Source organism: Mesorhizobium sp. M1A.F.Ca.IN.020.04.1.1 (assembly GCF_003997315.1).
In the GTDB taxonomy this organism is placed as follows: domain Bacteria; phylum Pseudomonadota; class Alphaproteobacteria; order Rhizobiales; family Rhizobiaceae; genus Mesorhizobium.
In genome coordinates this window covers 1-10,870 of sequence record NZ_RZSN01000186.1, presented here as the reverse complement: position 1 = coordinate 10,870, position 10,870 = coordinate 1, and the positions used below count along the sequence as shown (strand labels likewise).

General features: G+C 61.9%; 12 protein-coding genes and 1 pseudogene. 7 read left to right on the top strand and 6 right to left on the bottom strand.

Annotated features, from left to right (window positions below):
- Both EOA49_RS26740 and EOA49_RS26735 read right to left on the bottom strand, forming a co-directional pair.
- Window positions 1-976 (bottom strand): hypothetical protein (locus EOA49_RS26740; protein ID WP_127243445.1); only part of this gene is annotated, 976 nt, incomplete at its 3' end.
- A gap of 95 nt (window positions 977-1,071) precedes the next feature.
- On the bottom strand, window positions 1,072-1,902 hold the full coding sequence (locus tag EOA49_RS26735) for a cell envelope integrity EipB family protein (RefSeq protein ID WP_127242192.1): 831 nt from the start codon (window positions 1,900-1,902) through the stop codon (window positions 1,072-1,074).
- A 138-nt stretch (window positions 1,903-2,040) separates the two neighbouring features.
- Between EOA49_RS26735 and EOA49_RS26730 the strand changes: the two genes are divergently transcribed.
- The 3 genes from EOA49_RS26730 (at window position 2,041) to EOA49_RS26720 (ending at window position 4,625) form a co-directional block, all read left to right on the top strand.
- Window positions 2,041-2,505, top strand: coding sequence for a RidA family protein (locus EOA49_RS26730; protein WP_066992618.1), 465 nt, complete (start codon window positions 2,041-2,043; stop codon window positions 2,503-2,505).
- Window positions 2,506-2,517: 12 nt separating this feature from the next.
- Window positions 2,518-3,246: a glycerophosphodiester phosphodiesterase gene (locus EOA49_RS26725; protein WP_127242191.1), complete on the top strand. Its 729-nt coding sequence runs from the start codon at window positions 2,518-2,520 to the stop codon at window positions 3,244-3,246.
- Between the two features lie 164 nt (window positions 3,247-3,410).
- Window positions 3,411-4,625: a GNAT family N-acetyltransferase gene (locus EOA49_RS26720; RefSeq protein ID WP_127243444.1), complete on the top strand. Its 1,215-nt coding sequence runs from the start codon at window positions 3,411-3,413 to the stop codon at window positions 4,623-4,625.
- Window positions 4,626-4,646: 21 nt separating this feature from the next.
- Here EOA49_RS26720 and EOA49_RS26715 read toward each other — a convergent pair whose 3' ends face one another.
- Entirely contained in the window at window positions 4,647-4,811 is a 165-nt protein-coding gene (locus tag EOA49_RS26715) for a cytochrome oxidase subunit III (RefSeq protein ID WP_127241789.1), read from the bottom strand.
- A gap of 155 nt (window positions 4,812-4,966) precedes the next feature.
- On the opposite strand from EOA49_RS26715, the gene EOA49_RS26710 reads away from it, so the two are divergent.
- Together EOA49_RS26710 and EOA49_RS26705 are read left to right on the top strand one after the other, a co-directional pair.
- Window positions 4,967-5,395: an HIT family protein gene (locus EOA49_RS26710; protein ID WP_066992609.1), complete on the top strand. Its 429-nt coding sequence runs from the start codon at window positions 4,967-4,969 to the stop codon at window positions 5,393-5,395.
- A gap of 373 nt (window positions 5,396-5,768) precedes the next feature.
- On the top strand, window positions 5,769-6,701 hold the full coding sequence (locus tag EOA49_RS26705) for a phosphatase PAP2 family protein (protein ID WP_127241790.1): 933 nt from the start codon (window positions 5,769-5,771) through the stop codon (window positions 6,699-6,701).
- 139 nt (window positions 6,702-6,840) lie between these two features.
- On the opposite strand, the gene clpA is transcribed toward EOA49_RS26705, so the two are convergent.
- Both clpA and clpS read right to left on the bottom strand, forming a co-directional pair.
- Window positions 6,841-9,306, bottom strand: a complete 2,466-nt coding sequence (clpA, locus tag EOA49_RS26700) for an ATP-dependent Clp protease ATP-binding subunit ClpA (RefSeq protein ID WP_066992605.1) — start codon at window positions 9,304-9,306, stop codon at window positions 6,841-6,843.
- Window positions 9,307-9,312: 6 nt separating this feature from the next.
- Window positions 9,313-9,639, bottom strand: a complete 327-nt coding sequence (gene clpS / locus EOA49_RS26695) for an ATP-dependent Clp protease adapter ClpS (protein WP_041000825.1) — start codon at window positions 9,637-9,639, stop codon at window positions 9,313-9,315.
- A gap of 89 nt (window positions 9,640-9,728) precedes the next feature.
- Here clpS and EOA49_RS32835 point away from each other — a divergent pair, with 89 nt between their 5' ends.
- Window positions 9,729-9,905, top strand: coding sequence for a hypothetical protein (locus tag EOA49_RS32835; RefSeq protein ID WP_164746966.1), 177 nt, complete (start codon window positions 9,729-9,731; stop codon window positions 9,903-9,905).
- 10 nt (window positions 9,906-9,915) lie between these two features.
- Here EOA49_RS32835 and EOA49_RS26690 read toward each other — a convergent pair whose 3' ends face one another.
- Window positions 9,916-10,245: a phasin family protein gene (locus EOA49_RS26690; RefSeq protein WP_066992785.1), complete on the bottom strand. Its 330-nt coding sequence runs from the start codon at window positions 10,243-10,245 to the stop codon at window positions 9,916-9,918.
- Window positions 10,246-10,535: 290 nt separating this feature from the next.
- Between EOA49_RS26690 and EOA49_RS26685 the strand changes: the two are divergent.
- Window positions 10,536-10,870, top strand: a pseudogene (locus EOA49_RS26685) (D-alanyl-D-alanine carboxypeptidase); the annotation flags it as partial.

Genomic DNA, 10,870 nt, shown 5'->3' with positions numbered 1-10,870 from the left:
GGACGCGCTGGATCGCTTCCGCCAGTTTTCGCACGCGTTTCTGCTCATCCGCATCAGCCTTGCCCTCGCGCAGCCAGCGGCGTGAACGCCGCAGCAACTCGGCCAAATCGAGGTCGGGTTCGGCCGCAACGGCATCGGCGAGCCGCAGGCCAAGCTCGGCCAGCACCCTTTGCTGGCGGCTGGCAAAGGAAGCGCCCGCCTCTGCGGTCAGGCCACAGGCCTGCTCGTCGAGGGACAGCAGGCCTGAATAGATGCTGTAGACGCGCTCCGGCAGGGAGCCGGCTGCAACACTTTCCATTTTCAGCTTTTTCTCGACATAGGCGCATTCCCTGGCGAGCGGCCGCTCGACATTGCCGATGAAGGCGAGCTTCCAGACAACAGGAGCCACCCAGACCTTGAAATCCTTGTTGGTTTCGCGCCCGCGCTTCAGCGCCGCCAGCCCCATCTCCACCGCGCCGGGAAGCAGCGGCGCGACATAGTTGCCGTGCCAGCCGACGCTGCCTTCCGGATGAAGCAGCACGCCATGGCCTTTCAGCGCCCAATCGACCGAATACGCTTTGGCGGCTTCGCTGTTGCCGGGAATCTGCGCGATCAGATTGTTGGCCAGCCAGAATCTCTGCATCAGCCGACCGAGCCCGTTCACCACCCCATGTGTTGCCCATGAGGCGGCAAGCGGGCTGACGCGCGAGACGATCTCCTTGTCGATCATCCAGTCGGTGAAGAATTCCGGATGGTTGGGCGTGATGAACGTCGCTTGGCCTTCGCCGCAGCAGGCGTGCAGCTTCTGCTGGTCGGCGACGGGAAAGTCGATGTGACGGATATTGGCGACGCCGCGCAGGCCGGCGAGCCGATTGAACGGCAACAGGTCGCGGAAGCCGGGAACCCCTCGCAACATGACGATGCGGTTGACGATCGTCATCACCTTGATCAGCGCCGGATTGGGTCGCGGCGCCACGAACACGTCGATCCTGCCCAAGCTTTTCCCCCGAAATGCCTACGGGATGCTGGAACGGGATTGCGGCGTCTTCAAGTCAGGCTCGGCGACGGATCGCCGTAGCGGTTAACCCGCCGCTATTTCGAGGCCGGACAGGGCTTGGCCTGATCGAACAGCGACAGGTTCACCAATTTGCCGGTCATTGAGAAGTCGCCATAATCCATGACGAGGTCGCGCGTGATGCCGTTCTCATGCAGTTTGAAGCTGATCCGGTACTCCGGCACCTCTTCGCCGCTTTTGTCGGTGTCGTCGAAATAGGCGATGTCGACCGGCCAGTATTTGTCGGTGGCAAGCTCGGCGAGCGCCGGCGCTTCCGGGTCCGCCTTGTCGGCGTCGGCTCTTTTGCCGACGACGACGGTGGTCGTCATTACCTTATTGGCATCCTCGGAGCCGTCGAACAGATTGGTCTGATAGAAGTTCTCTCCCTTCTCGGCCTTGCCGATCAGCTCCACGAGGTGCTGGGTGGGGAACTGCGTGGCGGCGAGCTCGAGCGTGTTCTTCTCGGGCTTGTCGATGTTGACTTTGAGGCCCTTCGGCTCCCTGGTCGCCATACCCTTGACTTCCTTGTCGAGGTTCTGGTCGACGAAGGACTTCGTCACGAAGGAGAAGGTCTTGCCTTCTGCGTCCTCAAACGTCGTCGTCTGCTGGTCGGTCAGCCTAGTGTTCTCGCTGGTGACGATCTGCGTGACGAAACGGAACTTCACCGTATAGCCCTCGCAGGGAGAGCCGTTGAACTCATAGACCATGCGGCCGGAGATGCCCGTGATGCCGGAGCGGTCGGACGCCTTGTTGAGGGTGAGATCATAGACGGCGCGGTGCGCCTGCAGCGCGGGCACGGCAAGGGCCGGAGCCATCGGGATGGCCGCCGACACGAGAGCGGTGGAAAGGAAAAGGCGCGTCAAGCGCATGCGGTGCTCCGATCGTCGCGGCCGATGGCAGGCCGCAGGGAAAGATGGTCCAGCTTAAAAAAAGTCGTGGCGGAAGCGAGGCAAAAATAGCAATTTCGGCCCCGCCAACGCGGCGCCTTCCAGCAATAGGGAAAACCAATGAGCGAAACAATCGAAAAGCGGCTAAGCGATCTCGGCGTCGCCATTCCGGCCGCAGCAGCGCCGGCCGCCAACTACGTGCCCTACTGCCGGACCGGCAACACGCTCTTCACCGCCGGGCAGCTGCCGCTGAAGGACGGCAAGCTGCAGGCAAGCGGGCTGCTTGGCCGCGACATCGATACCGCCGCCGGCAAGGAGGGCGCAAAATTCTGCGCCATCAACATCCTGGCGCAGGCCAAGGCAGCACTTGGCGATCTCGAAAAAATCCGCCGGCTGGTCAAGATCACGGTCTTCGTCGCCTCGGCGCCGGACTTCGTCGAGCAGCATCTGGTCGCCAACGGCGCCTCCGACTTCCTCGTCGCGGTCCTCGGCGAACGTGGTAAGCACGCTCGCTCCGCCGTCGGCACTGCGTCGCTCCCGCTCAATGCCGCGGTCGAGATCGAAGCGATCTTCGAAGTCGAGTGAAACGAGCCTGACATGACCGACCTTTCCTGGTTGATTGCCCGCCCCGTCGCGCATCGCGGCTTCCACGACATGAACAAGACACGCTGGGAGAATACGCTGTCGGCCTTCGCCGCGGCAGCCGACCGCGGTTACGCGATCGAATGCGACGTGCATATCTCGTCCGACGGCGTTCCCGTCATCATCCACGACTGCGACCTGAAACGACTGACAGGCGAGGATGGCTTCGTCTGGCAACGCACCGCGGCCGAGCTCACCGCGCTCAAGGTGGGCGGCACGAAAGATCATGTGCCGACGTTGCAGGAGGCGCTCGACCTGATCGACGGACGCGTGCCGCTGGTGGTCGAGCTGAAAGGTGTTCCCGGCCACGACAAAGGATTGGTCGCGAGCGTCGGCAGGTTGCTCAAGCGCTACACTGGCAAGGTGGCGATCATGTCGTTTGACCATTGGCTGATCCGCGACTTCGCCAAGGAGGCGCCGGGCATTCCCGGCGGGCTCACCGCCTATGGCAAGGACGACCAGCTGATCGAGGCGCATTTTGCCATGCTGGCGCACAACCTCGCCTTCACCTCTTACGCCGCCGGCGATCTGCCGAACCCGTTCGTCAGCTTCGTGCGCGAAAAGCTCAAGATGCCGGTCATCACCTGGACCGTACACGACCAGCCGGCGGTCGACCTCACCTTCAAATATGCCGACCAGATGACCTTCGAGGGCTTTGAGCCGGACCTGGTCAAGGTCGCCTAGAGCTGGATGATTTCAGGTCGAACGACCTGGAACAGATCCGCCGAAATCAATCTGAGAGAGAGCATGATGCCGTCCGAAAACCGCTTCGCACTTTCGGCATCATGCTGTGAGGCAGTGCCTGAAACGTGACTTGTAGCAGCCCTGAGGACGCTTAAATAAGCCGGATGGATCAGGGTGACGACGACGATGGACGGACAGCGAATGCGGACTATTCGGTCCGCGTCGCGGCGACCATCGGCGCATTCACCTGCGATGAATGGAACGGCTTCGCCGCAACCACGCGCGGCGACAAAGCAAGTGGCTACAACCCGCTCGTTTCATTCGGTTTTCTGAGCGCGCTTGAGGATTCTGGCTGTGCCGTGCGGCGCACCGGCTGGCAGGGTCATCACCTCAGGCTCGAGACGGCGCAAGGCAAGCTGCTGGGCGCCGCGCCTTGCTATCTCAAATCGCACAGTCAGGGCGAATATGTCTTCGACCACGGCTGGTCGGACGCGTTCGAGCGCGCAGGTGGGCGCTATTATCCGAAGCTGCAATGCTCGGTGCCGTTCACGCCGGTCACTGGCCCTCGCCTGCTCGTAAGCAGGGGCGAGGACGAAGGCGCGGTGAGGGCCGGCCTCGCCGCCGGCCTGAAATTGGTGACCGACAAGCTCGGCGTGTCTTCCGCGCATGTCACCTTCGCCGCCGAGCCCGACATTGCGACGCTCGAAGCAGCGGGTTTCCTGCACCGGACCGACCAGCAGTTTCATTTCTTCAACGAAGGCTTTTCGAGCTATGATGACTTCCTCGCCACGCTCGCTTCACGCAAGCGTAAGGCGATGAAAAAGGAGCGTCGCGAGGCGCTGGCCGACGGCATCAGCATCGATTGGCTGACCGGCAGGGACATCACCGAACGCGTCTGGGACGATTTCTTCGCTTTCTACATGGATACCGGCGGCAGGAAATGGGGCCGCCCTTATCTCAACCGCCAGTTCTTCTCGCTGATCGGCGAGCGCATGGCCGAGGACATTCTCCTGGTCATGGCCAAGCGCAACGGCCGCTACATTGCGGGCGCCATCAACTTCATCGGGTCCGACGCGCTTTACGGCCGCAACTGGGGCTGCATCGAGGATCACCCCTTCCTGCATTTCGAGGTCTGCTACCATCAGGCGATCGACTTCGCGATCGAGCGCAAGTTGAAGGTGGTGGAGGCCGGCGCGCAAGGCGAGCACAAGTTGGCGCGCGGCTACCAGCCGGTGACCATGCATTCGGCGCACTACATCGCCCATCCCGGCCTGCGCAACGCGGTTGCCGACTACCTTCGCCGCGAGCGTCGCGAGGTGGAGCGGATGGGGGAGTATCTCGAAGAGCACACCCCGTTCCGCAAGGATCTCAAGGAATAGCTCGGGCCTTGCCATCCACAGTCATTGCGGCTTTCGGGCCGCGATTGGAACGAGGAATGAAAAGCAGGCAACCAGGAAGAAAATGCCGCCGCCAAGCGCCAGCAGATCGCCTGCGCACCACGCGGCGGCGATGAAGAACAGCGCCGACACAATGAACAACAGCCATCCGACGACGATCCACTTCATAGTCGCTCCATCCTGACATTGACGTATCAGACGACAACACCTGCGATCATGCAACAGCGATGGCCGACCGCGCTGCCGACAGATCGGCTCAATCGTCTTGCCGCTCGGAAGCGGCTTCGCTACACCGGACGACGACCTAATCCGGAGTGCCCGCCATGGCCGAAGCCTACGATCCCGGCAACATCTTTGCGAAAATCCTGCGCGGCGAAATCCCCTCGCACCGCATCTATGAGGACGATGCGGTCGTAGCCTTCATGGATGTGATGCCGCAAGGAGTCGGCCACACGCTGGTGGTGCCGAAGGCGCCGTCGCGCAATATCCTCGACGCCGATCCGGCAACATTCGGTCCGCTGTTTGCCGTGGTGCAGAAGGTGGCGGTTGCCGTGAAAAAGGCCTTCAATGCCGACGGCGTCACCTTGATGCAATTCAACGAGCCGGCCTCCGGGCAGACCGTCTACCATCTCCATGTCCACGTCATTCCGCGCTTCGACGGCGTGCCGCTGAAGCCCCATTCCGGGCAGATGGAAAAGCCGGAAGTGCTGGCCGAGAACGCCGGCAAGATCCGCGCGGCACTGGGAAACTAAAGCGCGCGGTCCCGTCGCCGTTGAAGGCCGACTGACAGCCTCGCACTGACGATCCTATATCGGTTTGCCGCGACAACCCCGGCGCGTTTTTCCCCGGCCGGCCGCGTGCGGCGCCGGATGCGACCGTTTGCACTCGAATCGTTTGGTTAGGAAATATCGAACCATCTCGCTGTAGAACGCTGGGGCGTGGCGAGCTATTGGGTTTCAAACCATGGACAATTCGGTTGCGGCGTCGACCCCCCTTGCGAGGATGGCTGGCGGACGGGCTTTTCTGATCGTCCTGGCACACGCCTTTCGACGGCACAGGATGCTCCATGCCTTGGCCGTCGGCGCTCTGCTTCTGGCAATAGCTATCGGCATGCGCACCGGAAACATGCCGGATTTCGGCATACTGAAGGAATACATTGAGTACCTTTTGATCGCTTTCTGGATCTGCGGTTGCGTCTTTGCACTTGGGATCTTTCTCCACCTTGCACTGGTCAAACGGGATCCCGAACCGCTCGGCACCTTCCTGAAATCGCTGGGCAGCTTTTTCGGCGACGCCGAACGCACGGCCAACAGCCTCAACGGCCTGACCGCCAGCATCGCCTTCGTATCCGCCGTCGGCGTTCTGAAAGGAGCCATCGCAATCCTTTCCCCTTTTGCATGGGACAAGGCGCTGGCCCACGCCGATCGGATCCTGCATTTCGGTAGAGCGCCGGACGAATGGCTGTGGTTTATCGTCCAGTCGCCCTTTGCATTGAGAATGCTCAATCTCGCCTACAATTTCTGGTTCATCGTGCTCATCGCCACGGTTTTCACCGCCTGCATCACGCGCAAAGATACGAAGCTGCGTCATCAGTTCCTGATGAGCTTCATGCTGATATGGACGCTTGGCGGCTTCTTCCTGGCGATGGGGCTGTCGTCGGCGGGGCCGTGCTTTTACGAGCGACTGGGGCTCGGCGGTGACTTCCGTCAGCTCATGCAGGCACTCGCCGCCGCCGATCGCGTTTATCCGATCTGGGCGCTTAGCACGCAGGACATGCTATGGAGCGGCTATACCGGCGCGACCGTCGGCAGCATCGGCATATCCGCTTTCCCGTCCATGCACGTGGCGATGGCGGTGCTTTTCTCCTTGTACGCAACGCAGCGCTCCCGGCCGGCCGGTATCCTGATGTGGGCATTCGCTGCCATGATAATGGTCGGCTCAGTCGCGCTTGGCTGGCATTATGCCATCGACGGCTACGCGGGTGCCCTCTTGTCGATCATGATCTGGAAGGCGTGCGGATATTTCCTGACACGCTTCGCGCCGGACGGCGTTGCTTGACTCTGCAGCCAGCAAAAAGCCCCGTTGCCGGGGCTTTTTGACTTCAATGCATGTCGCCCAAAGGCGGGCGGCCGTTTTGGTAACAAGCACCTAGCGCGCGCCGCCTGAATCCGTTTCAGCGGGACGCGCTTCAGGTCGATCAGCCCTTGCGGGGCAGCTGCGGCACCAGGCTTCGCTTGCCGCCGTCCTTGCCCTTCGGCTCCGGCTTCTGCGCCACGGCCTTCTTGGCGGCGGGCTTCTTCGCCGCCGCCTTCCTCGGCTTCGGCGCGTCCTCCGGCTCTTCCTTCTTCGGCTTCACCGGAGCTTCATCGGCCAACGATTCGAGCTTCAGGCCGGTCTCGCCGGTTTCCTTCTTCTCGACGGTGACGCGCACCGTGCCACCCTTCTTCAGCTTGCCGAACAGCACCTCGTCGGCCAGCGGCTTCTTGATGTGCTCCTGAATGACGCGGCCGAGCGGACGCGCGCCCATGCGCTCGTCATAGCCCTTGTCGGCCAGCCAGGCGATCGCGTCCGGCGACAGGTCGAAGGTGACGCCCCGCTCGGAAAGTTGGGCCTCGAGCTGCATGACGAATTTCTGCACCACCTGATGGATCACCGGGATCGGCAGCGAGCCGAACGGAATGATCGCGTCGAGACGGTTGCGGAATTCGGGCGTGAACAGCCGGTTGATAGCCTCGACGTCGTCGCCCTCGCGCTTGGTCGAGCCGAAGCCGATCGCCGCGCGCTGAGCGTCCGATGCGCCCGCATTGGTCGTCATGATCAGGATGACGTTGCGGAAGTCGATCTGCTTGCCGTTGTGGTCGGTCAGCTTGCCATGGTCCATCACCTGCAACAGGATGTTGAACAGATCCGGATGTGCCTTCTCCACCTCGTCGAGCAACAGCACGCAATGGGGATGCTGGTCGACACCGTCGGTCAACAGTCCACCCTGGTCGAAGCCGACATAGCCGGGAGGTGCGCCGATCAGCCGCGAGACGGTGTGGCGTTCCATATATTCCGACATGTCGAAGCGGATCAGCTCGACGCCGAGCGAGGCCGCAAGCTGCTTGGCCACTTCTGTCTTGCCGACGCCGGTCGGCCCTGAGAAAAGGTAGGAGCCGATCGGCTTCTCCGGCTCGCGCAGGCCCGCCCGCGCCAGCTTGATCGCCGACGTCAGCGCGGTGATTGCGGTATCCTGACCGTAGACGACGCGCTTCAGCTCGACATCGAGACCCTGCAGCACCTTCTCGTCGTCCGCCGAAACCGTCTTCGGCGGGATGCGCGCCATGGTGGCGATCGTCGCCTCGATTTCCTTGATGCCGATCGTCTTCTTGCGCTTGGCCTCAGGCACCAGCATCTGCGAGGCGCCGGTCTCGTCGATCACGTCGATCGCCTTGTCCGGCAGCTTGCGGTCGCTGATGTAGCGGGCCGACAACTCCACCGAAGCCTTGATCGCTTCGCTCGTGTAGCGGACCTTGTGGAACTCCTCGAAATAGGGCTTCAGGCCCTTCATGATCTCGATGGCGTCCTCGATGGTCGGCTCGTTGACGTCGATCTTCTGGAAGCGCCGCACCAGCGCGCGGTCCTTCTCGAAGAACTGGCGGAACTCCTTGTACGTTGTCGAGCCGATGCAGCGGATCGCGCCGGACGACAGCGCCGGCTTCAACAGGTTCGAGGCATCCATGGCGCCGCCAGACGTGGCCCCTGCCCCGATCACGGTGTGGATCTCGTCGATGAACAGCACCGCGCCCGGATAGTCCTCGAGCTCCTTGACGACCTGCTTCAGCCGCTCCTCGAAGTCGCCGCGATAGCGCGTGCCGGCCAACAGCGTGCCCATGTCGAGCGCGAAGATGGTGGCGTCCTGCAGCACCTCGGGCACGTCGCCTTCGACGATGCGCTTGGCAAGGCCCTCGGCGATCGCCGTCTTGCCGACGCCTGGGTCGCCGACATAGAGCGGGTTGTTCTTGGAGCGGCGGCACAGCACCTGGATGGTGCGATTGATCTCGCTCTCGCGACCGATCAGCGGATCGATCTTGCCGGCCTTGGCCTTGTTGTTGAGGTTGATGCAGTAGGCCGTCAGCGCGTCCTGCGGCTTCTTCTTGCCGCCGTCTTCCTGCGGCTCGGCGCCGTTCTGACCGCCCTGCTCATCGTCGGCGCCGCGCGGCGTGCGCGACTCCGAAGCGCCGGGGCGCTTGGCGATGCCGTGCGAGATGTAGTTGACCGCGTCGTAGCGGGTCATCTGCTGTTCCTGCAGGAAATAGGCCGCATGGCTTTCGCGCTCGGCAAAGATTGCGACGAGCACATTGGCCCCGGACACCTCCTCGCGGCCGGACGACTGCACATGGATGACGGCGCGCTGGATGACGCGCTGGAACCCGGCGGTCGGTTTCGAATCCTCGTCGTAACCGGTGACGAGATTGTCAAGCTCGGTGTCGATATAGGTCAGAACGGTGTGCTTGAGCTCGTCGAGATCGACATTGCAGGCGCGCATCACCGCGGCCGCCTCGGTGTCGTCGATGAGCGCCAGCAGCAGGTGTTCGAGCGTTGCATATTCATGATGCCGCTCGTTGGCGAAAGTCAGCGCCTGATGTAGCGCCTTTTCCAGGCCTTGGGAGAAAGCCGGCATGTTACCTCACTTCTTCTCCATCACGCATTGCAGCGGATGCTGATTCTGTCGGGCGAAATCCATGACCTGAGACACTTTGGTCTCGGCCACCTCGAATGTGTAGACCCCGCACTCGCCCACTCCATGATTATGAACATGCAGCATGATGCGTGTGGCGGCCTCGCGGTCCTTCTGGAAAAAACGCTCCAGGACGTGGACCACGAACTCCATGGGAGTGTAGTCGTCGTTAAGGATGAGGACCCTGTAGAGGCTGGGCTTTTTTGTCTTGGTTTTGGTGCGCGTGATGACCGCCGTGCCGCGACCGGGATCGTTGCGGTCGCCGTCACCTTGCATTCGCACCACGCCTGCCGTGGCAGTCAAACCGATCGTCACGTAGTCCTGCCTTTTCGAATCCTCATGCGAGTTCAACATGTAGGTCTTCGATGGCCGATTTTAAGCCCTTCTGTTTAGCTGACAATATGGCTAGGTACGCAAACTTCAGCGAATTTCTCAATCGTGAATGCGGCAAGGCGCGGGTGGTTGCGGCGGCGCATGAAAAACCCCGGCCGCGCTTCCGCGACCGGGTTGTTTTTGCGGGCCGGCTAGCCTGCCCGATGTGATCGGACGAAATTACTTCGCCTTGGCGACGACCGATTCGAACGGCTTGTAGGCTTCCTTGGCGAGCTCGGCATAGAGATTGCCGATCTTGCTGGCCTCGGCCACGAAGCTCTCGTAGCTCTGCTTGGCGTAGTCGGTCTGGATCTCGATGGCCTTCTCGATCGACTTGGCCGAGAACAGCTTCTCGAAGGCGGCGCTGCCGGCCTCGAAGCTCTTCTTGGTGTATTCGCCGGCTTCGGTCGCGATCGCCTGCGCACCCTTGGTGAGCGAGGCAAAGCTCTTCAGCCCGGTGTCGGCAAACTCCTTGCCGTATTTCGCGAAGTCCTCATAGGTCTGGGTCATTTCATGCCTTCCCTTGGTTGAAACGCCCATTTAGCCCCGGGCGCGCCCTTGTGCAATGCACTGGAATATATTGTGCGCTGCACAAAAGTCAAGATTGCCTTGAGCCGCAAGGGCTCCGCGCGACAGCGACCGCTAAAGTTCGAATAAACAGAGGCTCAAATCGCCAGAAAATGGTGAACGCGGCGGTTACCATAAACGGATTGGTAACGCTGACCGCGATAGCTTGGCCGGAAGTGAGGCAGGCACCCCTCTGCCGCCTCCGGGGCAACGAAAATTCAGGGTAAGTAACGGTGCGTCAGGCGTTGTCGGGCTTCGTCTCCAAATCTTCATTCTCCTTCAAGGCGATCATGATTGCCGCGCTCGCGGTGACGATTGTCACCGCCGATGTCGCCTCCGCGATGGCGGCAAAGTCTGCCGCGATTGTCGTCGACGCCAAGACCGGAAGGGTGCTTTATTCGGCCGACGCCAACGGCCGGCGCTATCCGGCTTCGCTCACCAAGATGATGACGCTCTACCTCACCTTCGAGGCATTGGCGAAGGGCAGGATCGGCAAGAACACGCCGGTGCCGTTCTCGGCCCATGCCGCGTCCGAGCCGCCGACCAAGCTCGGCGTGCGCGCCGGCGG

Bases quoted from the DNA above. Each gene is read 5' to 3' on its own strand.
- EOA49_RS26735 (WP_127242192.1), bottom strand. From the start codon at position 1,902: ATGCGCTTGACGCGCCTTTTCCTTTCCACCGCTCTCGTGTCGGCGGCC.
- EOA49_RS26730 (WP_066992618.1), top strand. From the start codon at position 2,041: ATGAGCGAAACAATCGAAAAGCGGCTAAGCGATCTCGGCGTCGCCATT.
- EOA49_RS26725 (WP_127242191.1), top strand. From the start codon at position 2,518: ATGACCGACCTTTCCTGGTTGATTGCCCGCCCCGTCGCGCATCGCGGC.
- EOA49_RS26720 (WP_127243444.1), top strand. From the start codon at position 3,411: ATGGATCAGGGTGACGACGACGATGGACGGACAGCGAATGCGGACTAT.
- EOA49_RS26715 (WP_127241789.1), bottom strand. From the start codon at position 4,811: ATGAAGTGGATCGTCGTCGGATGGCTGTTGTTCATTGTGTCGGCGCTG.
- EOA49_RS26710 (WP_066992609.1), top strand. From the start codon at position 4,967: ATGGCCGAAGCCTACGATCCCGGCAACATCTTTGCGAAAATCCTGCGC.
- EOA49_RS26705 (WP_127241790.1), top strand. From the start codon at position 5,769: ATGCCGGATTTCGGCATACTGAAGGAATACATTGAGTACCTTTTGATC.
- clpA (WP_066992605.1), bottom strand. From the start codon at position 9,306: ATGCCGGCTTTCTCCCAAGGCCTGGAAAAGGCGCTACATCAGGCGCTG.
- clpS (WP_041000825.1), bottom strand. From the start codon at position 9,639: ATGCAAGGTGACGGCGACCGCAACGATCCCGGTCGCGGCACGGCGGTC.
- EOA49_RS32835 (WP_164746966.1), top strand. From the start codon at position 9,729: ATGGCCGATTTTAAGCCCTTCTGTTTAGCTGACAATATGGCTAGGTAC.
- EOA49_RS26690 (WP_066992785.1), bottom strand. From the start codon at position 10,245: ATGACCCAGACCTATGAGGACTTCGCGAAATACGGCAAGGAGTTTGCC.